This window comes from Actinosynnema sp. NPDC004786 (assembly GCF_053601135.1).
The window spans coordinates 56891-81090 of the sequence record NZ_JBSGBG010000013.1; the positions used below are offsets into that span (position 1 = coordinate 56891).

At 74.0% G+C, this 24200-nt stretch carries 2 protein-coding genes; both read right to left on the reverse strand.

From position 1 onward, the window contains the following. Positions 1 to 36 precede the first annotated feature (36 nt). Positions 37 to 22515: a hypothetical protein gene (locus ACWEFJ_RS14005; RefSeq protein WP_449713950.1), complete on the reverse strand. Its 22479-nt coding sequence runs from the start codon at positions 22513 to 22515 to the stop codon at positions 37 to 39. 25 nt (positions 22516 to 22540) lie between these two features. Continuing rightward, positions 22541 to 24196, reverse strand: a complete 1656-nt coding sequence (locus ACWEFJ_RS14010) for a WXG100 family type VII secretion target (protein WP_378094702.1) — start codon at positions 24194 to 24196, stop codon at positions 22541 to 22543. Positions 24197 to 24200: the final 4 nt, after the last annotated feature.

Here is a 24200-nt window from a genome sequence, read left to right on the forward strand (position 1 = left end):
ACACGATCGCGTGACCGGCACCGTCCACCTGGGACGTCAGCGCGGCCGGTAGGTCGCGACACCGTCCACGATGACCACGTCGACGTGCACCTCGCCGGTCACCGGGGGCCCGAACGGGGTCAGCCGGCGCAGCGGCTGGGGGTCGTTCGGGCGGTGGATGACGACGTTCTCACCCAACTGGGTGGCGAGGAGGCGGCCGGCGAGGTCGCGGGCGTTGGCCGCCATGACGTCCTCGTCGCTGTTCTTGAGCGCCCAGTTGTTGCTCTCCACCAGCGCGTTGTAGAGGTGGCCCTTGCGCATGGCGTGGTCCACCGTGAACCGCGCCACGTCCTCGGGCAGGGTGGCGGCCCGCGCCACCACGTCGCGGCGCAGCGCGACCGGCTGGAGCCCCCGCGCCTGCGCGACCGCCGCGTACAGCCCGCCGGGCGCGGGCGGCGCGCCGGTGGGCAGCAGGTCGTTGGCGATGAACCGCAGGTGCCTGGCGGCCTCGCTGACGTGGTCGGACGCGAGCAGCCCGTGCGCGGCCACCAGCTTGTGCTGCTGCGACACGCCCACGTCCACGCCGGGGAAGCCGCGGGCCGGGGTGGAGATGGCCGGGTTGAGCGGGTTCGACCCGGCCATCTGCCGGCGGGTGGCCGGGTCCGGGTGCCACGGCGGGCGGGGGCCCGTGGTGGGCGGCAGGCGCAGCGGCTCGGCGTCGGCGTAGGCGTTCGTGCGCAGCGCGGCGCGCTGGTCGGCGAACTTCGTGCCCTTCTTGCCGGGCTTGCCGTCCACGAACCGCTCGGTGATCGTCACCCAGCCCATGTGCGACTGGCCCAGGACGCCGGTCGTGAGCAGCTCGTAGGCCAGCCGGGACAGGTCGGTGTCGGTCGCGCCGTCCACGAAGTCGACCGCGAACGACTGCCCGCGCAGCGGGTGGCGGTTGTTCTCCGCGTCCACCCGCAGCGCCTCCGCCACCCGCGCCGGGTCGGGGTCGCCGAGGGTGTGCAGGCTGGTCAGCTCGACCTCGTTGATGCCGTTCAGCCGGCGGCCGAGCATGCCGAACTCGGCCTTGCCCTCGCCGAACCGCACGTGCGGGTACGCGAGCGGCACGAGCCCGTCGAAGAACAGGTTCGGCTCCGGCGTGTACGGCAGCAGCGGGTGGATCGCCGCCTGGTTGCGCCGGGTGTGCATGTCCGCCGCGATCTGGTGCTCGAACTCGGCGATGAACTCGTCGTCGTTCGCGCGGTCGCGCAGCTGCTGCTTCAGCTGGGGCGACGTGTCGGCGTCCTCGTCGATCCGCCGGTGCAGGTCGGCGCGCAGCCGGGCCGCGTCGCCGACCCGGTAGCCGCCGCCGACGACCAGCGGGCGCAGCGGCGCGCTCACGCCGTCCTGGTCCACGACCGCGAGGCCGTCCGCGACGTGCTGGAACACGTGCCGCCCGTCCGGGACGCGCCGGTCGGCCACGTCGAAGTCCATCACCGCCACGTACGGGTGAGCGCCGTTGTGGGCCAGCGCGGTCACCGCGAACTGGTGCGCGTTGCTGTCCAGGACCTGGTTGCGGGTCGCGCCGAACTTGAACGACCCGCCGTGCGGCGGCAGCGCGACCAGGGCGACGGGCTCCGGGCGGCCGTTGACCACCGGCGCGGCGCGGTGCAGGGCCTGGTCGATCGCGGGCTGGTCGGCGGCGTTGACGCCGATGACGAAAGCGACCCTGCCCTGCACGTCCGGCGAGGTGTTCGCCATGACGCTGGTCATCACGTCGTGGAGGCTCTGCGCGGTCAGGTCGCTCGCCCGGACGATCATGTTCACCACGAACGCGGGCGGCTCGTCCCGCCGGATGCCGTCGTCGGTCAGGGTCAGGTAGTTGCCGCGGTCGACCGGGGTGAGGGTCTTGCCGCCGGCCAGCGCCGCGAACGCCGCGTTGTGGACGCCGCCGTCGTTGGCGAGCGTGACCGGCGGCGCGGCCTCGGCCATCTCCACGTCGGAGCCCGCGTCGGAATCGGCGTCGGAGTCGGCGTCCGGGTCGTCCAGCGTGAGCCCGGCCAGCAGCCGGGTCGGCGGCGCGGGGAGCGCCGGACCCTCGTCCGCGGCCTTGCGCTTGCGCTTCGGCGCGTTCGGCGCGGCCACGTCCGGGTCCTGGACGTGCGGGCCCGCGGTGGATGGGGTGTGCGGCGACTCCAGCGCGCGCATCCGGTTCTCGACCAGCCACAGGTTGCGCGGCTTGAGGCTCGCGTCGGCGGCGTCGATGCCCGCCGTCATGGGGGCGTTGTCGCCGACGACGCGGCCCTTGCCGTCCTGGTGCTGGAAGATCGGCTTGACCGCGTCCGTCTCCAGGTACTCGTCGTGCAGGCCGAGGAAGTGGCCGACCTCGTGGGCGAGGCGGCGGGGGTCGGTGTCCACCGGCCAGGAGAGCTGGTCGGCCCGGGCGCCGGGCGCGGCGACCTCGATCGTGGCGTGGGCGTCGGCGGGGTCGGTGGGGAATTCGACGGTGACGTGGAACTGCTCGCCGCCCGGCAGCCGGTGGCCCTGGTTGAACAGCTCCTGCACGCCCTCCCGGGCCCGTCGCCGGAGGTCGGCGACCTGGTCCGGCGTGGCGTCGCCGGGGGCGACGTGCAGCTTCACGGTGAGGTCCACGACGGGGGCGCCGTCGACCTCGAACCGGCGGATGTCGTAGGCGATCGGCCCGCGCCAGGCCTGCAGGTCCACGTTCGTGGGGGTGATCGTGGAGCTGGAGAGCACGCCGCCGTCCTCGCCGCGGACGTGGCCGGTGACGGGTGCGGTGGTGCGGGCGTTGGTGATGTCGGTGGTGGTGGCGGGTGTGGGGTTGGTGAACCAGTCTGCGGTGGGTGCGGTGCTGTGTCGCCAGGACGGGTCGTCGAGGACGGGGTGGGGTCCGGCGGGTTGCGTGGAGGTGATGACGGTGTCGGTGACCTTGGTGCCGACCGGTGCGGCGGGTGGGACCCACCCTTCGGGGCGCTTGAGGTCCCAGTCGACGTGGACGTCGGTGGTCGCGGTGGTGGTGACGTCCGCGGTGGCGTCGATGCCGTGGGCGGCGAGGGCGTCGGCGACCAGTTGGGCGTTCGGGCCGGTGACGGCGACGGCGGGGTGCCGGTAGCCGTTGCGGTCGCGGATCGCGTTCTGCTCGGCGATCTCGGCGGCCAGCGCGTCGAGGTCGGCCCGGTTCTCCGGCGTCAGGTCGGCGTAGGACCGCTCCGGCCGGGGACCGCGCTCCGGGCGGGTCTCCGGGCCGGTCGGCGGCGTGGGCACGGCCAGGGGCTCCGGTGCGGTGCCCGGCCGAGGCGGCGCGCTCGGCGCCGTGACCGTCACGACGGGCACCGAACCCGGCGCCGGCGGGTTGCCGTTGAAGCGGTCGACCTGCGCCTCGACCACCCGCTTCGCCTGCCACCACGCCAGCTCGGCCTCGTAGGCGGCGGTGCGACTGGCGGCGACCCGCCGCTCCGCGTCGAAGACCCGCTGGTCGAGGTCCGCCCGCTGCTCCAGGGCCCCGACCTGCTCCCGGCTCGCGGCCAGCAGGTCGGCACGGGCTTGTGCCGCTTCGCGAACGGCCGCGTCCAGCTCGGCCTCGACGGCGTCGGCCGCCGTCTGCTCGTCCTGGACCCGCTGCCGCGCGGCGGGCACCTGCTGCCGGGCCTCGGCCAGCCCCTGCGCGGCCACCGGGTCGACCTCGGCGAGCGTGGTCAGGGTGTCGATGCGCGCGTTGAGGTCGTCCAGGTCGCGCCGGGCCTGCTCGACCCGGCCGGTGGCGGCGTCGAAGGCGTTCCCGCGGTCCTTGATCGCGGCCTCGGTGCGGGCCAGGTCGCCCGTCGCGGTGTCGAGGCGCGTCTTGAGCGACTCCAGGTCGAGGTCGGACTGCGCCACGTCGCCCGCGATGCCGTTGATCAGGTCCTGCGCCCGGTAGCGGTCCTGGTTGGCGGCCACCTCGGCGGCCCGCCACGCGTCCGCCCTGGCCTTCAGCTCGGTCTGCGCCGTGGCCAGCGGCGTGTCGACCGGCTTGCCCAGCAGGCCCTGGAGGTCCCGTTCGGGCACGCGCACGTCCGTCGAGCCGGGCAGCACGAGGTCGACCACCGAGGTGACGCCGTCGTAGGTCGCCACGACCCGGTACTCCACGTCGTACTCGACCAGCCCGGTGCGGCCCGCGGGCTTGAGGTTGTCGACCTTGTTGCCGGTCGGGCCGCCGGACAGCGTCGTGCCGTCCTCGCTCTTGTGCGCGAACTCGACGCCGGACACGCCGAAGTTCGGCGAGTTCACCGGGTCGGGCTGCCCCTGCGCGTCCACGGCCTTCCGGCTGAACCCGCCGGTCGCGACGGCCACGGACACGTCCGCGGTGTCGCTCACCTTGGAGTCCACCGTGGTGGCGTGCACCGCGGTGCGCGGGCTCTCCAGGTTGACCGAGTCGCTGAGCGCGTCCAGCCGCGGCTTCACCAGCCGGGCGTAGACCTTGACCTGCGCCTGCTTGCCGGACTTCAGCGAGGACTCGGTGAGCCCCGGCACGTCCAGCGGCTCGCGGAGCATCGCGGGCAGGCTCGCCTGGAGGTTCTCCGAGCTGAGCGCGGACAGCAGCGCGGCGCGCGAGCCCGTGCCGTGCCCGGTGATGCCCGCGCCGGCCCCGGCGTTCTCCAGGGCCGCGAGCGCGGCGTCGCGCAACGCGCTCGCGCCGCGCAGGCCCTCGACGGACGCCGTCGGCGGCAGGGCGGCCACGGCGTCGGTGGTGTCCGCGCCGTTGGCGAAGTCGGCGAGCGCCTGGTCGGTCGCGCGGGACGCGTCGTGGGTGGTCCGCCGGTCGGGCCGGGTGACCGGGTCCGGGCGCGGGGTGGCGCGGACGCTGTCGGCGTGCAGCCGGACGCCCAGGTCGACCGGGGTGGGCGACACCTGGCGCGCGATCTCCTGCCCGCCGCGCTCGACGACCAGCTCGAACCTCACCGGCAGCGCGTACTTCACGGCCGGGCCGCTGCCCGCGCGCAGGTGCCCGAACTGGGTGGTCGTCGCCTCGGTGACGGTCGAGGAGTGGGCGCGGCCCACGGACGCGCCGAGCTGGCCGCCGACGTTGCCGGTCAGCGGGCTGCCGGCGGCGGGCGTGGGCAGCCCGCTCGCCGGGACCTTCGCGCCGACCGACCAGGCGTGCCCCTTGCCGTGGCTCGCGCCGTCCTTGGCGGAGCCTGCCACGGTGTGCTCGATGTCCACGCCGTCGTTGACCGCGCCCTGGAAGGCGGGCGTGCCGTCCACCACGGCCTTGAGCGTGACCTGGTAGGAGTCCTTGCCGAACAGCGCGCCCGGCTTGTGCACGAGCAGCGGCACGCCGCCGTCCAGGGCGCCGTCCACGAGCGCCTGCACGCTGGTCGGCGAGGTGAAGTCGACCATGCGTTGGAGGTTGTGCATCGAGTCGTCCAGCACCGAGTCGGGCACGAGCTTGCCGCCGCGCCAGTCGCCGGTGCGGCCGTTGGCCTGGGTGATCAGGTTCGACACCAGGCCGCTCAGGTCCGGGGCCTTGTCCACCGCGCTCAGGCCCAGCGCGCTGGGCGCGCCGGAGGCGACCCGCTTCGGGGCCTGCATGGCGTCGGCGACCTCGGGCGCGGGCGGGTTCACGTCGGGCAGCAGGCCCATGTCCCGCGCCACCTGCTCGCTGACCCGCACGAACACGCCGCCGGGCAGGTCCACCACGGCCTCGCGGGTGCGGAGCTGCCCGTTGACCACGGCGTTGGCGTTGCGGCTCTCCGCGACCAGCGTGAAGCTCGCGTCCATCTGCACCAGCACGGTGCGGGTGGCGTTCGCGGTCACCACGTTGCGGTCCACCGAGGCGGCCAGCTCCGTCGTGACGCCCTTGGCGCGCGACCACGGCGTCCACTTGCCCAGGACCTGGAAGCCGCTCGCGCCCCGGGGGTCCTTCGCGTTCGGCCGCCCGCCGAGCCCGGCCTGCGCGGTGACGTCGACGGCCTGGGTGTTCGACTTGCCGCCGCCCGCCTTCACGCCGCCCTGCGCGGAGTTCTCCGTGCCGGTCACGTCGGAGATGCTGACCAGCTTCGGCTTGCCCAGCCGCACGGTCGCGCCGAGGCCGCCGGTGCGGTCGGCGACGCGCCGGTCGTAGCGCAGGTCCGCGTCCTGGATGCCGGTCTCGGTCATCCGGCGCAGGTTGGCCTTGAGGTTCTCCGGGCTGAACAGGGCGTCGATCTGCGCGCGCGACACCGTGCCGAGGGCGGTCAGCGACCGGTCGCCGTGCGCGGCGTCGTCCAGCAGGGCCATGGCGTCGTCACGCAGCCGGCCCGCGCCCGTCACCGCCTCGACGTGCAGCCAGTCGTGCTCGTTCGGGGTGCGGCCGGCGGGGCTCACCAGCTCCTTGATCGTCTTGGTCGAGCCGGGCACCGGGGTGGTGCTGGGCGTGCCGGGCGCGAACCGGGACGGGTCGCCGACCATCGTGGAGCCCTCGGTGAACCACAGGTTGACCTTCCCGGAGATCGGCGGGAGGTCGCCGGGCGCGGTGCCGGTCCGGGCGATGGTCGTGGGCTGCGGCGCCTGCGCGCCGGGCGTGCCGAACCAGGACCGCTGGACCCAGGCGCGCGGCCTGCTGTAGGTCTGGACCTCGATCTCGAACTCGACGTCGTTCTCGAACACGTGCGAGAACTCGTTGCCGACGTTGAGCGACGTGCTGCTCACGGTCGGGCCGGACGTCGTCTTCACCGCGTCGCTGTTGGTGAACTTCACGCCCACGCCGGCCTGCGGCGCGAGGCTCGCGCTGCCCGGCTTGGCGTTCGCGCCGCCCTTGCCCTCGACGCCCGCGGTCCACGTCTTCGTGGTCGTGGTGGTGGCGTCGAGCTTCGGCGCGGCGGACGACGAGCCGCGCACGAAGTGCAGGCCCGCCTCGCCCTTGTACGCCGGGTTGGCGACCTTGGCCTTCACCAGCACGGTCACGTAGTGGTTGTGCGCCTTGCCCCGGCGCTTGAGCACCACCGGCACGCCCGGCCCGAGCAGGCTGTCCATCTGGGCGCGCAGCGCGGTGGGCGACAGCTTCGCGGTGAGCACCTGCTGGTTGTTGAGCTGCTCCAGGTGCTCGGCGAAGTTCTTGCCGGACCGGTTCGGCCGGGCGCCCGGGTCGTTGCCCGGCAGGAACGCGGCGAACTCGGGCCGCGCCAGCAGGGTCTGCTCGACCTGCGCCTGCACGTCGGCGGCCCGCTCGAACCGGCCCACCTTCACGTTGCCCGCGGCCAGGCCGGCCTCCAGGTACGGCGGCTGGTGGCGGGTGAGCGGGCCGGGCGGCACGGTCAGGCCGGGCTGGTTGCCGTTCGTGAGCGGCGCGACCGGCACCCGCGGCGCGTTCGGGTCGGCGGCGGCCAGGACGTCGTTGAGCGCGGCCACCTCGTCCAGGCCGAGGCGCAGGTAGGCGGTGACCGGCTTGACCACCGGCTGCCCCGTCGGGCCGACCACGGTGACGTCGGCGGTGACCTTGTACAGGCCGGTGTTGCCCTTGATCATCACACCGGTGCGGTTCGTGGTGGTCGCGCCCGCCGACACCGACTCGGTCTTCTTCGCCGAGTAGCCGCCCGCGACACCGCCCGAGCCGACGCCGACCGAGGGCGCGCCGATCCCGCCGCCGACGGCGGCCGAGAAGTCGAACCCGCTGCTGGTCCCGGCGCTGACGCCGGTGCTCGACACGGCGGAGTCGTGCAGGCGCAGCTGCGACGCGCCCGGCGTGCCGACCAGCTGGATGTCGGTGAGCGACGCGGTCATCTTCACCGAGCCCGCGTAGCTGTCGCTCTTGCTGGTCAGCGCGGGCGAGGTGACCCAGCCGCCGAGCAGCGCGCCGAGGTTGTCCCGGATCGAGGTGGCGCCGAGGAACTCGCGCAGCGCGTCCCGACCGGGCGCTCCGGGCTTGGTGAGCGAGGGGTGCAGGGTCGCTTTGACGTCGTTGAACAGGGCCTGCGGGTCCTGGTCGATCACGGCCTCGGGCACCGGGAACTCCAGCTTGGCGCCGGCGCCCGCGGGCAGGGGCACGACGGGTGACGCGTGCGTGGTGTCCAGGTCGGTGGTCAGGTCGTTCGGCACCTGGAGGGTGACCGAGACCGGCGCGGCCGGCGTCGACCGGACCGTGTCCGAGCCCACCACGCGGCCCGCGTCGTCGTAGAGGTTGACGGTGAACTCCAGGTCCACGTCGACGTCCGCCGAGCCGCCGCCGGAGCGGATGATCCGGTTGTCGACGGTGGAGCTGGTGGTGGTGCCGGTCACGGCCGGGGTGGACAGCGGGGCCTTGAGGCCGAGCTGGCCGTACGCGCCGAGGCCCTGGGACGCCGTGACCGAGCCGCCGACGTCGTTGGCCGTGGTCAGCGCGGTCGTCGCGGAGCTGGTCGCACCGCTGTTGACCTGCATGTCGACCTTGGGCGACGAGGTCGGCACGGGCGCGGTGGCGGGCGGCCGGAGGCGCGCGGTGACGTGCGCGTCGAAGAACCGGTTGCCGACCTGGACCTGCATCCGGCGGCCGTGGCCGAGGAACGACTCCAGGTTGGTGGTGATCTCCCGGCCGATCCGGGCCGTCCCCTGCGGGGTGACGCCCGGCACCTGCGGGAGCAGGTTCTCCACGGCGGTGACGACCTGGTCCACGCCGCGCGGGTCGCGGGCGGTGACGCTGCCGAGCGCCTGGTTGTCCTGGAGGAACCGGGGCGCGACGCCGGGCAGCACGGCCGCGGGCGTGCGCGGATGCGCGATCATCTGCAACGGCATCGGGGCCGGGGCGCGGTGGAAGCCCGGCGCGTTCGGCGGCGCCACGTCCGCGTCCGCCGACCCGACCGCCGGGTCGTTGACGGACTCCAGCGCGTGCATCCGGTTCTCGACCAGCCACAGGTTGCGCGGCTTGAGGCTCACGTCGGCCTCGTCGATGCCGTCGGTCATCGGGGCGTTGTCGTGCACGACGCGCCCCTTGCCCTCCTGGTGCTGGAAGATCGGCTTCGCCTGCCCGGTCTCGAAGTACTCGTCGTGCAGGCCGAGGAAGTGGCCGACCTCGTGGGCGAGGCGGCGGGGGTCGGTGTCCACGGGCCAGCTCAGCTGGTTGGCGCGGCCGTCCGGCGCGGCGACCTTGACCGTGGCGTGGGCGTCGGTGGGGTCGGTGGGGAATTCGACGGTGACGTGGAACTGCTCGCCGCCCGGCAGCCGGTGGCCCTGGTTGAACAGCTCCTGCACGCCCTCGCGGGTGCGCCGCTGGATCTCGGCGAGCTGCGCGGGGTCGGCGTGGCCCGCCGGGTCGAGGTGCACCTTGACGGTGAAGTCGCGGACCGGGGTGCCGTTCACGTCGAGCACGCGGGTGTCGTACGCGATCGGGCCGCGCCACGCCTTCATCTTCACGCCGTCGGGACCGACGGTGGTGGTGTTCAGGACACCGCCGTCCTCGCCGCGGACGCGGCTGGTGATCGGTGCGGTGGTGCGGGCGTTGGTGATGTCGGTGGTGGTGGCGGGTGCGGGGTTGGTGAACCAGTCTGCGGTGGGTGCGGTGCTGTGTCGCCAGGACGGGTCGTCGAGGACGGGGTGGGGTCCGGCCGGCTCGGTGGAGGTGATGACGGTGTCGGTGACCTTGGTGCCGACCGGTGCGGCGGGTGGTGTCCACCCTTCGGGGCGTTTGAGGTCCCAGTCGACGTGGACGTCGGTGGTCGCGGTGGTGGTGACGTCCGCGGTGGCGTCGATGCCGTGGGCGGCGAGGGCGTCGGCGACCAGTTGGGCGTTCGGGCCGGTGACGGCGACGGTCGGGCGCTGGTAGCCGTTGCGGTCGCGCACGTCGTTCTGCTCGACCAGGTCCTTCGCCAGGCCGTCGAGGGTCGCCCGGTCGGCCGGGGGCAGGTCCGTCGTGCCGGGTGGCAGGTCGAACGACCGCTCCGGCTTCGGGCCGCGGACCTCGCGCGGCGCGGTGGCCGCGGCCGGCGGGGCGACCTGCGGCACGCCCGGCTGGGTGACCGGCGCGTCGCGGTTCAGCGGCGGTGCGGTCGGCGACGTGACGGACGGGGTGCCGGTGTTCGGCTGTGTGCCGTTCGCGGTGGTGTCGGCCGGCGGAGCGCTGCTCGGGAGCGCGTTGTTCGCCGTGGTGTCGGCCGGGGGCGTGCTGTTCGGCGTGGCGCCGGGCGGAGGCGGCGGGGTGCCGTTGTCCGTCGGCGTGGTGGCCGGTGCGGGCGCCGGGGTCGCGTTGTAGGCGTCGACGCGCTGGTCGACCACGCGCTTGGCGTCCCACCACGCCTGCTGGCGCGCGTCCGCCGTCTGCCGGCGGTCGTTCAGCACCACCTCGGCCGCGGTGATCTTGGCCTGCTGCGCGTCCCGCGCGGCGAGCAGCGCGTCGTAGCGGGCGCGCTTCGCGTCGCGGTCCGCCGTCGTGTCGCGGACCGTCCGCTGCTGGTCGCGCAGGTCGGTCTTGGCCTGGTCGAGCGTGTCGCGCGCGGTCGCCAGGTCGTCGCGGGCGGTGGCCAGGTCGCGCTCGGCCCCCACCAGGTCGGCGGTGGCCCGGTCGGCGGCCTCCTTCGCGTCGCGTCGCGCGTCCAGGTCGGTCGCGTGCCGCACCCTGGCGTCGTCCAGCTCGGCGGCCAGCCGGTCCACGTCGGCCCGCGCGCCGTCCCGGGCGGTCGTCGCGGTGTCCACCGCGCCCGCCAGGCCCTGCTCCACGGCCGGGTCGACCGGCGGCGCGCCCTCGGCGGGCGGCGGGGCGGCCCGGTGGTCGGCGAGCGCCTGCTCGGCCGCGGCCAGCTCCCGCTGCGCCGCGTCCAGCCGCGCCCGCGCCTCGCCGAGCCGGAACTCCAGGTCGGCGACGGTGTCGGCGGACGACTCCACGTCCGCGGTCGCGTCCCGCAACGCCTCGTCGGCGTTCTGCGCGGCCACGTCCAGCTCGCCGACCCGGGTGTGCAGGTCCTTGACCCGCTGCTGGAGGTCGGCCACGGAGCCGCGCGCGTCGGCCACGGCCCGCTCCAGGCCGTCGACCTTGCCCGACTCGGCGGCCACGGCGTCGATCACGCCGTTCAGGTCGTTGCTCAGCGCGTTCATCTCGACGTCGGTCTTGGCCAGCTCGGCGGCGGCCGCGTTGATCGCGTCCTGCGCCGCGTGCCGGGCCCGGTCGACCTCGATCTCCGCGTCGCGCCAGCTCTTCGCGGCCGCGGCGACGTCGTCCTGCGCCTTGGCCAGCTCCGCGTCGAAGTCCTTGCCCAGCACCGCCTGCGCCTCGGGCGCGGGCATCCGGACCGCGGCCGAGCCCGGCACGGCCAGGTCGACCACACCGGTCTTGCCGCCGATCGTGGCGACGACCCGGTACTCGACGTCGAACTCGACCAGGCCGGTGCGGCCCTGCGCCTTGAGGTTGTTGACCTTGTTGTCGGTCGCGCCGCCGGACACCGCGTGCGAGTCCTCGGCGGCGTGCCTGACCTCGACGCCGCCGGTGTTGAAGCCGACCGTGTCCCTGGGGTCGCCCCCCTGCTTCACGGCCGCGCCGCCGGTCCCGAAGCCCGCCGAGACGTCGGCGCTCTCGGTGACCTTGGCCTCGCCGGCGGTGGTGCTGACCACCGACTTCGGGTTCTCCAGCTTCACGCCGTCGCTGAGCGCGCCGAGCCGGGGGTTGACCAGCTTGGCGTACACCTTGACGTCGGCGTCCTGGCCGAACGTGAGCGCGGCCTCGTGCAGGCCCGGCACGTCCAGCGGCCCGTCCAGCATGCCGGGCAGGCTCGGCTGGAGGTTCTCCGAGCTGAGCGTGGACAGCAGGGTGTTCAGCGGCCCGGTGCCCTTGCCGGTGAGGCCGGGCTTCGCGCCCGCCTCGGTCAGCGCCCGCACCGCCGCGTCCCGCAGGTCCTTCACGCCGCGCAGGTTCTCCACCGACGCGCTCGGCGGCAGCGACGAGGGCGACCCCGCCCGCTGCCACGCCTGCGCCGCGGCGGGCGTGCCGAACTCGGCGCCGCGCTTGATCGCCGCCGCCATGTACGGCGGGGTCGGCCCGGCGGCCGGGTCGGCGACGCGCTGGTTGTCGGCGTGCAGCCGGATGCCCATCTCCTGGGCGCCGGTGGTGGCCTTGGCGATCTCCCGGTCGCCGCGCTCCACCACCAGCTCGAACTCGACCGGCACGGTGTACTTCGCGGCCGGCCCGCCGGCCGCGCGCAGGTGGCCGAACTGCCGCGTGGTGGCGTCGGTGACGGTGCTCGACTTGGCGTGCCCGTAGTTCGCCGACGCGACGACGCCCGCCGTGCCGGAGACGTTCGGGTTCGCGCTGCCCGGCGAGGCCAGGCCCGGGGCCTTGACGCCGACGCCCCAGCCCGAGCCGCGGCCCTGCCCGGCGGTGACCTTCTCGGAGCCGGCGATCGTGTGCTCCACGTCGACGCCGTCGTTGACGACCCGGTCGAACTTCGGCTCGCCCGCCTTCGCGCGCAGCGTGACCTGGTAGGAGTCCTTGCCGAACGTGCCGGGCTGGTGCACCAGCAGCGGCACGCCGCCGTCCAGCGCGCTGTCGATCATCGCCTGCACCGAGGCGGGCGAGGAGAAGTCGACCAGGCGCTGGAGGTTGTTCATCGAGTCCTTGAGGACCGAGTCGGGCACCAGCGGGCCGCCGAACCGCTTCGACGTCTTCGCGTTCACCTGCGAGACCAGGTCGTCCACCGCGGCGGACAGGTCCGGCACCCGGTCGACGGCGGACAGGCCGAGCGAGCCCGGCTCGTCCTTGGCGAGCGTCTTCGGCGGGGCCATCGCGCCGAAGTCCGGCGACTTCACCGTCGGCGCGACGTTCGGCAGCACGCCCAGCTCACGCGCCACGTCCTCGCTGACCCGCACGAACACCGACTTCGGCAGCTTCACCGTCGCGCCCTCGGCGCGCGGCGTGCCGCCGTGCACGACGTTGCCCGCCCGGCTCTCGCCGACGATCGTCACGTCCGCGTCGAGCTGGATCAGCACGGTCCGCGCGTCCGCCGGGGTCACGACGTTGCGGTCCACGCTGCCGCCGACCTCGCGCGCGTCGGACTTCGAGTCCGCCCACGGCGTGTACTTGCCGACCGCGGCCACGCCGCCGGCGCCGCTCGTGGGCGTCGGCTCGCCAGCGGGCGGCGGGGTGGCGTTCGGCCTGATCGGCACGTTGACGCCGGCGGTCAGGTCGACCGACCGGCTCGTGGACGACGCGTCGCCCGCCTTGTAGCCGCCGGTGAGGGCGTTCTCCGTGCCGGTGTCGTCGGCGATCGACACGAGCTTCGGGTTGCCCAGGGTCATCGCCATGCCGACCGAGCCGGTGCGGTCGGTGACGCGCCGGTCGTACCGGAGGCCCTGCTCCTGCATGCCCGTCTCGACGAGCTTGCGCAGGTTCGCCTTGATGTTCTCCGGGCTGAACATCCGGTCGATCTGGTTGCGCGACTCGGTGCCCGGCACGGTGAGCGCCGAGTCGCCGTTCGCCGCGCGGTTGAGCGCGTCGATCGCCTGGTCGCGCAGCGCGGTGGTGTTCGCGACGGCCTCGACGTGCAGGAACTCCGGCGGCTTCGGCCGGGTGCGGTCGGTCAGCAGGTCCTTCACCGACGGCGCGTCGGTCAGCCTCGTGACCTGCGGGTCGCCCGGCTTGAAGCCCTGGGGGTCCACCTTCAGGGTGGAGCTGTCCGACACCCAGAGGTTCACCTTGCCGCTGATCGCGGGCAGGATCTCGGGGTTGTTCGGCGCGTTCGGGTCGAGCGACGCGCCCACGGTGCGCGCCACCACGCGCGGCTGCGGCGCGTGCTGACCCGGCAGGCCGGGCGTCACCCGCTGCACCCAGGAGCGCGGCCGGGTGAACGTGGTGATCTCGACCTCGAACTCCACGTCGCCCTGGAACACCTGGGCGTTGGGGCTGCCGACGTTCAACGACGTGGAGTTGACCGCGGGGCCGCCGGAGTTCTTCACCGTCCACGAGTGGTTGTACTTCGCGCCGAACTGCGGGGTCGGCGTGAGCGTCGCGTCCGCGGTCTTGGCCGGGATCACCACCTTGCCCTCGACGCCGCCGCTCCAGCCCTTCGTGGTGGCGGTGGCGCTGTCGAGCCTCGGGCCGCTCGACGACGCGTCGCGCACGTTGCGGGCGTCGGCCTGGCCGAGGTGCCGGGTGTCGGACAGCTTCGCCTTGACCGTGATGTTGACGTAGGTGTTGGTCGTGGCGTCGGAGTTCTTCAGCCGGACGGTGACGCCCGGACCGAGCAGGCTGTCCATGTTCGACTTCAGCGCGGTCGGCGACAGCTGGTTCAGCGCCCGCTGGTTGGCGAGCTGCCGGGCCACGTCCGCGAAGCGCTGACCCTTGCCGCTGCGCGGGTTCGCGTTCGGGTCGTTCCAGTTCGGCAGGAAGTCCCGGAAGCCGTCGACGTTCCTCAGCGCGGCCTCGACCTGCGCCTGCACCCGGCTCGCCGGCTCGAAGTCGCCGACCCGCGCGTTGCCCGCGGCGAACGCGGAGTCCAGGTACGGCGGCGCGTGGCGGGGCGTGTCGGTCGGCTTCGTGGTGCCCTTCTGCGTGCCCTCGGGCACCGGCAGGTTCAGCGCCGCCGCCTCCGGCAGCCCCAGCCGCACGTAGGTGGTGACGGGCACGGTGACGTTCGCGCCGCTGGGCGTGCGCACCTCGACGTCGGCGGTCACCTTGTAGAGGCCGGTCTGGCCCTTGAGCTGGATGCCGGACTTGTGCGCGGTGTTCGTGCCGGCGTTCGAGCTGTCCGCCGTGCGCGCCGAGTACGTGGCCGTCGCGCCGACCTGGCCGCCGAGCACGCCGGCCTGGCCGATGTTGCCGCCGAACCCGGCGGTGGCGTCGAACCCGGTCTTCGTGGTCGCGGTGACGCCCGTGCCGAACGAGGTCGAGTCGTGCAGGCGCAGCTGGGCCGAGTCGTGCACGCCGACCAGCTCGGCGTCCTTCAGGGTCGCGTGCGCCTGGACCGCCGCGCCCTTGCTCGCGTGCGGGCTGACGAGGTCCGGCGAGGTCACCCAGCCGGTGAGCATCGCACCCATGTTGTCGCGCAGCGTGGTGGGGCTCAGGAAGGTCTGGAGCGCCGTGCGGCCCGGCGAGCCGATCTTGGTGATCGACGGGTGCAGCTTCGCCGCGACGTCCGAGAACGCCTTGGTCGAGTCGACGTTCGTGACGGCCTCGGGCACGGCGTGCTCGAGGCGCGCGCCCCAGTCCGCGCTCGGGGTGTCCGGGTTCGCCGCGAGCGTCGGGTTCGAGTCCGCGATGGTCGACAGGTCGTCCGGGATCTGGAGGGTCACGTCGACCGGGCCGGTCGGGTCGGAGTCGACCGTGATCGTCGGCTGGACGTTGCCGTGCGCGTCGGTGAGGGTGATCCGGTAGCCGACCGGCACCTGCGCCGTGGTCGAACCCTCGCCGGAGCGGATGATGCGCTGGTCGGCGGTGGAGGTCGAGGCGGTGGTGCTCGTCGCCGGGGTGGCGAGCTGGGCCTTGCCGCCGAGCGAGCCGTAGGGGCCGGTCGCGACGCCCGCCGTGGCCGCCGCGCCGACGTCGTTCGCCGTGGCCAGGGTGGTCGTGGTGGAGGTCGCCGTGCCGCTCTGGGCGGTCATGTCGACCTTGGTGGTCGTGGTCGGCGTCGTGACCGCCGCGGCCGGGTCGGCCGGCGGCATCATCGTGGCCTGGACGTTGGCCTCGAACCAGTTGTTGCCGATCTTGACCTGGAAGTCGCGGCCGTGGCCGAGGAACGACTCGAAGTCCGAGGTCAGGGCGGTCTCGATGGCCGCCTTGTCGTCGGCGCGCAGCCCGGCGACGGCTTCCGCGACCTTCGCCGCGCCCCGCACCTCGACCGGGGCGATCGTGCCCAGTGCCTGGTTGTCCTGGAAGAAGTCGGGGAGGTTCTTCGAGGTGAGGACCGGCCCGGGGGTGGGCGGGGTGATGGTGGCCATGGGGATGACCGGGTTCGGCGTGGGCCGCCACCGCGGGCGCGGCGCGTTGGGCGGCTGCACGTCCGCGTCGGTGTCGAGGTCCCTGGAGCGGCTGTCGGTCCCGGGCGCGCTCGGGGCCGCGGTGGTGGGGACGTCGGGCGTCGGGGCGGACCGGGTTGCCGGGGCCTCGGGCGTGGGGGCGGGCCTGGTGCCCGGCACGTCCGGGGTGGGCGCGGGTCGCGTGCCGGGCACGTCGGGCGTCGGCGCGGGCCGGGTTGCCGGGGCCTCGGGCGTCGGGGCGGGCCTGGTGCCAAGGACCTCGGGCGTCGGAGCCCCTCGGGTGCCCTCGACGACGGGACCGCCGACCGGCCCGGCGGCGGGACCGGTGTGCGGCGTGTAGGTGCTGCGGCCGTTCGGGCCCTGGACCGCGTCGACGTGGATCGGGTCCACGGCGGGCAGGTCCTTGCCGAACGGCGTGTAGGTCGTGGTCCGGCCGCCCGGGTGGTGCACCACGATCGGCGTGCGGAGCTGCGTCGCGAGCGCCTGGGCGGCGATGTGGTCGGCGTTCGCCGCGCTCTCGGCGTCGGCGCGCACCTGGTCCGGGTCCGGCACGTCGGGCAGCGGGCCCTTCTCCGCCGGCCCACCGTCCGGGTGGGTGTCGGGGCCCGCCATCACGTCGCGCGACACCGCGTCGGGGATCTCCGTCATGGTGGACGGGTCGAAGCCCGGGTTCGGACCCGGTTGCAGGACCGAGTTGACGAGGTCGCCGTTGGTGGTCGGGTGGTCCGTGACGAAGTCCGAGAGCTGCTCGCGCACCTCGATCTCGGCCTCGGCCGCCTTCTTGGCCGGGCCCTTGAGCTTGCCCGTGTCCGCGCTCAGCGACGACACGTAACCCGTCACGTCGTTGCGCAGCTGCGCCGGGTCGACGCCCCGCACCTTGCCCACGGCGTCGTACAGGCCGTTCGGGGCGGGCGGTCGCGTGGACGGCAGGTTCGCGATGTTGTTCATCGCCCCGAACCTGCGCTGCATCGACGCTTCCGGGCCGGACATCGCGGTGTTGACGCCCGCGACGGTCTTGACGATCCGGCTGCTCTGGTCCAGGCCCGCCATCACGTCCGGGTGGCCCGGCACGCGCGTCGACATCGACTGGTCGATGTCGTGCCCGCGACCGACGCCCAGGTCCTTGGCGACCTTGGCGACCTCCTTGAACTGCGGCCCGGTAGTCGGCTGGGGCGGCGGCGCGCCCGGGTCGTCCTTGGGCGGCGACGTGATCGCGGGGTTCGGGTTGAGCTGCGGGTTCGGGTCGGCACCGAGGTTGGTGGGGTCGCGGTTGATGCCCGCGAGGTTCGGGAACTTGTCCCGGAAGCCGCCCAGGCTGGTGCCGCTCTTGTCGTTCTTCGTGTCGAAGAAGCGGTCCGCGACGCCGCCCAGCGGGGCGTGCGACTGGGGGAGCGTGCCCTTCTTGGCGTAGCCGAGCGCGATGCGCGTCAGGTCCGTCTCGACCGCGCCGCCCTTGAAGTCGGAGATGAACGCCTGGGTGCGGATCGGGTGGCTGTAGGTCTGGGCGTCGACCGCCAGCTGCGACAGCCGGGCGTCCTTCCGGTCGGCGATGTCGGCGTCGGTGTCCGCGGTGACGTCGGCGTCCATGTCGACGTCGGTGTTGGCGTTCGCCTCGATGTCGGCGATCTGCTGGTCGTAGATGGAGCCGATCTCGTGGGCGAAGAAGTTGTTCAGCGACCGGCCGAGCATGGAGAACTCCGCGCCGCCGTCGCCGAACCGCACGTTCGGGTCGACCATCGGCGCGATGCCGTCGAAGAACAGGTTCGGTTCGGGCGTGTACGGCAGCATCGGGCTGGTCTTGGCCTGCTCGACGCGGGCGTCCATGTCCTGCGTGATCTGCCGGGCGAAGTCGCTCTTGAACTTCTCCGCGTCCGCGAGCTTGGCCGCGGCCTTCTCCAGCCTGGCGATCTCGGCCAGGTCGGGGTTCGGCTGGGCCTGGAGCTTGGCGATCGTGGCGACGCGCTTGGCCTCCACGTCCCGGACCAGCGCGTCGAGGTCCGGCGGCGTCCGGTAGCCGCCGCTGAACATCAGCGGGCGGGCCGGCGGCAGGCCGTCGGGGTTCGCCATGCTGTCGATGACGTGGTTGAAGATGTGCTGCCCCGACGGCACGTTGCGCGAGCCCTGGTCGAAGTCCTGCACCGCGATGTAGGGGTGGTTGCCGTTGTTCGCCATCGCCGAGATCGCGAACTTGTTCGGGGTGCTGTCCAGGGTCGTGTTGCGCATGGTGCCGTACGGCAGGTTGTCGCTGGACGGCATGTCCCAGGTGAAGCCGGTCAGCGCCACCGGGACGTCGATGCCCGCGAGCACCGGTTCCAGCTCGGCCAGCTTCGCCTCGACCTGCGCCTGCGCGTCCGGGTTGTCGTCGCCGCGGGTGTTCACCCCGATGACGAACGCGACCTTGCCGTCGAGGCCCTGCGCGCCCGCCGTGATCTGGCCGACCACGTCCCTGAGGGAGTTCGCGTCGATGTCGCTGATCGGCACGATGGCGTTGACGACGAAGGCGACCGGCCTGTTGTTGTTGACGTTCGCCTCCAGGTCGGCCAGGTAGCCGCCCGGCGTGGGCTGGTGGACCGGCTTGCCGTTGGCGAGGTTCGCGAAGGCGTCGTTGAACTTGGTCGTGGCGTCGCTGCGGAGGTCCACGACCGGGCCGGTCACGTCGGTGACGGTGTCGGCGTCGGGCATGTCCACGTCGGCCGCCGCGTCGAGCGGGGCGTTGACGTCGCTGTCCCACGTCACCCCGGCCGTCGGGTCGACGTCGAGGTCCATGCCCTGGGTGGACGGCTGCTGCGCGGGCGGGACCTGGCCGGACGAGCCCGGCACGTCGTCCGTGCGGGGGCGCTTGGACGTGTCCTGGACGTCGGTGTCGACGTCCATCTCGCCGTCGAAGTCGAGGTCGGCGTCGGCTTCGCCGTCGCGCTTGCGCTTGCCGCCGCTCGGCGCGGGCCGGCTGCCGGGGACGTCCGGCGGTGTCGCGTTCGGGTTGGGCGCGTTCGGGCCGGGGGTCGAGGGGTTCGGGGCCGGCGCCGTGGTGACCGGCGTCGTGGTCGTCGCCGGGGGCGTGATCGTGGGGCCCTGGTCGTCGAGCCGCGTGTCCGGGACCGCGACCTGGCTGTTGGCCGCGCGCTCGACCAGCCACAGGTGGCGGGGGCGCAGGCCGGGGTCGGGCCCGAGGATGTCGCGGCCCATCATGCCGCCGTCGTCCAGGTGCACGCCGGAGGCGGTGGTGTGCTGCTGGAAGACGCGGGTGGAGTCGGTGTACTCGTCCGGGACGCCCAGGTAGTGCAGGGTCTCGTGGGCGAGGAGGTTGGCGCTCGCGTTCGGGTTCCAGTGGGTCTGGTCGGTGCCGGTGTTGCCGACCTCGATGACGGTGTGGGCGTCCTTGGGGTCGGTGGTGAACTCCAGGTTGAGGTGGAACTGGTCGCCGCTGGGGAGGCGGAAGCCCTGGTTGAGCAGGCTGTCCACGCCCGCCTTGGCCTTGGCCTGCACGTCCGCGATGGTCTGCGCGTCGACGTCCGGGTCGGCGCCCGGCTTGAGGTGGACCTTGACCGTGTAGTCCTGCACGAACTTGCCGGGCGCGACCTCGATGCGGCGCAGGTCGTAGTTGATCAGGCCCTGGTAGGACTTGATCCTGCCGGGCGTGCTGTCGGTGGTGACGTCGGCGACCACCGTGTTCACGGTCTTGACGTGCGCGTCGGGACGGCGGTCCTTCCACGCGTCGGGGGACGTGGGGTTGTCGGGCGCGAACCAGTCGGCGGTCTTGGCGGGGTCGTGCCGCCACGACTCGTCGGCGAGGACGTCCTTGCCGGGGTGTGCGGCGGGAGGGTCCAACTTGGGCGGCGCGCCGCCGCTGCGGACCTTCGGTTTGGCGTTCGACGGGGGTGGCGGGAGGGGCGGGGCGACGGGCGGCGCGACCACGCCGACCACCGGGGGCTGCGCCTGGCCGTCCGGCGCGGGTCGGGTCTTGGTGTCGGCCGGCGCCGGGTCGGTGGACGGCTTGGGGGAGGGCGATGTGCCGGGGGCGGGCGGGGAGGCCGGGGCGGCGGCGTGCGGCGGCGTGCCGGGGGTGGGTGGCGCAGTGGCGGGCTGCGCAGTGGTGGCCGGCGGGTTGGCCGGGGGCGCGCTCGGGGGAGGCGTTGCGGCAGGCGGGGTCGGCGCAGGTGGGGTCGGGGCAGGCCGCGTTGCCTCCGGCGGGGCGGAGATCGGCTGCTTCGACGCCGGCGGTGCCGAAGCGGGCGGCGTGGCAGGCGGTGGCGAAGCGGGCGGGGTGGAGACCTGGGGTGCCTTCGCGCCTGGTGGGGCGGTGGTCGGTTGGGCGGTCGTCGGCTGGTTGGTGGTCGGCGCGCTCGCAGTCGGAGGGGTGGCAGGCGGAGGGGTGACAGGCGGGGTGACCTGTGGGGAGTTGACCGGCGGGGTGCTGACCGGCGGCGTGCTGATCGGTGGGGTGGCCGGCTTCGGCTGAGTGGTCGGTGGCACCTGGGATGCCGCCGGGGCGGACTTGACCGTGCCGTCGCCCGCCGGAGGCTTGGGCGCGTCGAACACACCGCCCGGACCGCTCGGCTTGGCGGTCCCGCTCGTTCCGCTCGCGGTCGGCGGGGCGGTTGCCGGGGGAACGGCGGCCGGAGGAGTCGAGACCGGCGGAGTTGACACCTGTGGCGTCGAAACCGGCGGCGTCGACACCTGTGGCGTTGACCCCGACGGCGTTGACACCGGCGGTGTCGAGACCGGAGGCGGCGTGAGGCCGGGGGTGCCGACCGTCGGCTTGGGTGCCGGTTGCGGGGTGGACGGGGAGGTCGGCGGGGCCTTGGTGATGGTCCCGTCGGCGGCGGGGGCCTTGGGGGCGTCGAAGGTGCCCTTGCCGGGGCCGCCGGTGAACTTGCTCGACCGGTCCGTCCCGGTGCTCCCCGCAGCCGGCGGGGCCGCGGCCGGTGCGCCCGCCACCGGGGGCGCGCCCACCGGCGGGGTGCCGGTCGACGGGACCCCGGCGGCCGGCTTGGGCGTCGTCGGCGGGGCCGTGGCCGTGCTCGGCGGCGGGGTGGAGGTCGTCGTCGGGGGCGGGGTGGAGGTCGTGGGTGCGCCCGGCGCGCTGACGCTCGGGGCCGCCGGTGCGCTGATCGTCGGCTTGGGCGCGGGCGGCGGGGTGGACGAGGAGCTGGGCGGGGCCTTGGTGATGGTCCCGTCGGCGGCAGGGGCTTTCGGGGCGTCGAAGGTGCCCTTGCCCGGACCTCCGGTGAACTTGCTCGACCGGTCCGAACCACCCGCCGCACCCGGTGCCGCTCCGCCCATCGGCCCGCCCGCCATCGGGGGCGGGGTGGACGCGGGCGTGCCGCCGAGGCCGGTGGTGAGCTTCGACGCCGCGGCACCCGCGCCGGGCTGCGTGGACACCCCGGTCACCGGGGCCGTGCCCGGCGTCGGGCTGCCCTTGACGGTCGGGCCGCCGCCCGGCACCGCACCCGTCGAGGCACCGGGCACGCCGGTGGTCCCGCGCGTCCCGCCGGGGTTCGCGCCGGACGCGCCGGGCAGGTTCGTGATCGGCCCGACCGAGGCTCCGCCGCCGGTCTTGCCCCCGCCGGATCCCGTGGACGCCCCGGCTCCGGGCACGTTGGTGATCGGGCCCACAGACGGCCCGCCGCCGGTCTTGCCGCCACCCGGCACGTTCGGCCCACCGGCCCCCGGCACGTTCTTGATCGGCCCGACGCCCGGCCCTCCGGTGGTCCCGCGCGTCCCGCCGGGGTTCGCGCCGGGCGCGCCGGGCAGGTTCGTGATCGGCCCGACCGAGGCTCCGCCGCCGGTCTTGCCCCCGCCGGGCCCCGTGGCCCCCGCGGCTCCGGGCAGGTTGGTGATGGGGCCCACGGACGGTCCGCCGCCGGTCTTCCCGCCACCCGGCAGGTTCGGCCCACCGGCCCCCGGCACGTTGCCGATCGGCCCGACCGAAGGTCCGCCACCGGTCTTCCCGCCACCGGGGATGTTCGGCCCGCCCGCCCCGGGCAGGTTCTTGACCGGCCCGACGGACGGCCCGCCGCCGGTCTTGCCGCCACCGGGCACGTTCGGCCCACCGGCCCCCGGCACGTTCTTGAGCGGCCCCACGGACGGCCCGCCGGCCGTCTTCCCGCCACCGGTCCCGTTCGGACCGCTCGCCCCCGGCACGTTCGTCAGCGGCGTGACGGACGGCCCGCCGGGCCCCTTCGAGCCGATCGGCCCGCTGCCGGGCGACCCCGGCGGCCGCTGGGCGTTCGAGTTCGGGTCGATCTTGGTGAACTGGTCGCGGCTGAAGGTGTCGTTCTGCACGTGCGTCTGGACGGTCGCCTTCAGGCCCGACTGCACGTTGCCCATGGCGGTCGACGCGTTGTTCGCCTGCTGCACCGAGGCGTCGTTCGAGCTGTTCAACGCGGGCACGGCGACGATCCCGATCGGACCGAGCGCGTTCGGCGCGAGCTTCAACCCCTGCAGGCCGCTGGAGATCGCGGCCAGCCGGGCCTGGAAGTCGCCCGCCTTGCGTTGCAGGCCGTCCATGGACGACTCGCTCATGCCGAAGCCGGACCCGCCGGTCGGCCCGCCCACCGGCGGTGGCGGCGGCGGTGGCGAGGACTGGCTGCCCCCGGGGTTGGAACCGGGGTTCGAGTCGACGCCGCCGCCACCGCGTGCCATGGCTTGTCTCCGTGGTTGTTTCTGCTCAGACCTGGACGGAAGTGCTCGGCGTGCCGCTGCCCGAGGAGGACCCCGAGTACTGCGACTGGTAGGCGTCGTAGCTCGACTTCGCCGCCTCGCCCGCCGACTTCGCCTCGTCGGCCGCCCGCTCGACCTCCGCGCCAGCCTGCTCGGCCTTGCGCGACGCCTCCTCGGCGGCCCTGATGTCGGCGTCGCTGCCGGACGCGAACGCCTTGGCGTTGGCCTCGGCCGCCGCCGCGTTGGCCGCCGCGTAGTCGACGTTGGCCTGCTCGTACTTGGCGTTCGCCGCCTTCGCCGCGTCGTTCTTCGCCGACATGTCGTTCTCGGCGGACGTGCGCGCCGGGTCGTCCTGGCCCGGGTTGTTCTTCTTGTACTCCTCGTACGCGGCCTTGGCGGCGTCGTCGGCGGGCTTGGCCGCGTTCAGCGCGTCGTTGCTGGCCTTGGCCGCGTCGGCGACGTCCCGGCTCTCCTTGGCCGCGGTCTCGGCGGCCTTCGCGGCCTCCGCGCGCAACGCGTCCGCCTCGCCCTTGGCCGCCTCGTACTTCGCCATGGCGCGGTCGTACCCGGCCTGGTCGCCCCGTGCGGCGGCGGCGTTGGCCTCGTCGATGGCCGAGCTGACCTTGTCGTTCGCGGCGGCGGCCTTTTCCGAGGCGGCGTTGAGCGCCTCGTTGGCCTTCTTGGCCTCCTCGGCGGCCTTGGCCTCCGCCTCCTTGGCCTGCTCGTACTTCTTGTTGGCCTCTTCGGCCTTGTTGTTGGCCTCGGTGACCTTGTCGTCCTGCGCGTCCTGCGCCAACGCCTTGTCGATCTCGCGGTCGACGCCCTTCTGCGCCTTCCACGACTCGTAGCCGACCTCGGCCACGTCGGCGATGTTCTCGAACCGGTTCCAGCCCTTGCCGACGTTCTCGGTGATCTCGTCGAGGTTCTTGATCCGGCTCATCTGCCTGCCCAGCGCGGCGGTCAGGCGGGCGATCCGGGCGGCGATGTTGGTGGCCAGCGCCACCGCCTTGCCGACCGCGAAGCCGATGTAGGCCGCGATGGACGCGCCGAACGTGATCACCGCGGTGGCGGCGGCGATCAGCGCGCCCGCCAGCAGCGACCCGAGCAGCTGGGCGATCAGGTCGCGCACGATGTCGCGCAGCACGGACACCAGCACGCCGCAGATCGCGACGATCTTGGCCTTCTGCTCGACGGCGTTGGCCAGCGTGTCCAGCTCCTGGCCCATCGCCTCCATGTTCTTGCGGAACGCGTCGGCCGACGCGCCGGTCCACCCCTCGGCCGTGGCCAGCTCGCGCCGGTGGTCCTCGGCGAGCACGCGCAGCTCGGCGGCCTGCTTCTTGGTCGCCTCGACGTTGGCGTTGATCTCGTCCGGGTCGCCCATGAGCTGGTCGAGCGGTTCCTTGAGGAACGACACGTGCTCGATCAGCCAGCCGATGCCCGCGCCGAGGATCGTGCCGAACGGGTCGACCGCCAGCATCGCCATGGACGACGCGGTGCCGATCGCGGCGAACGTGATGTCCAGCGCCTTCTCGGTCTCGGTCTCGGCGTCCTTGCCGATCGTGGTGATCATCTCGTCCCAGGCCGAGATGAACAGCGAGCCCTTGAACTTGTTCTCCTCGGTGATCTCCATGCCCGGCGGCGCGTCGATCGGGGTCTCGGTCATCGGT

Coding starts and splice junctions, on each gene's coding strand:
- ACWEFJ_RS14005 (WP_449713950.1), bottom strand. CDS start 22,515: ATGGCACGCGGTGGCGGCGGCGTCGACTCGAACCCCGGTTCCAACCCC.
- ACWEFJ_RS14010 (WP_378094702.1), bottom strand. CDS start 24,196: ATGACCGAGACCCCGATCGACGCGCCGCCGGGCATGGAGATCACCGAG.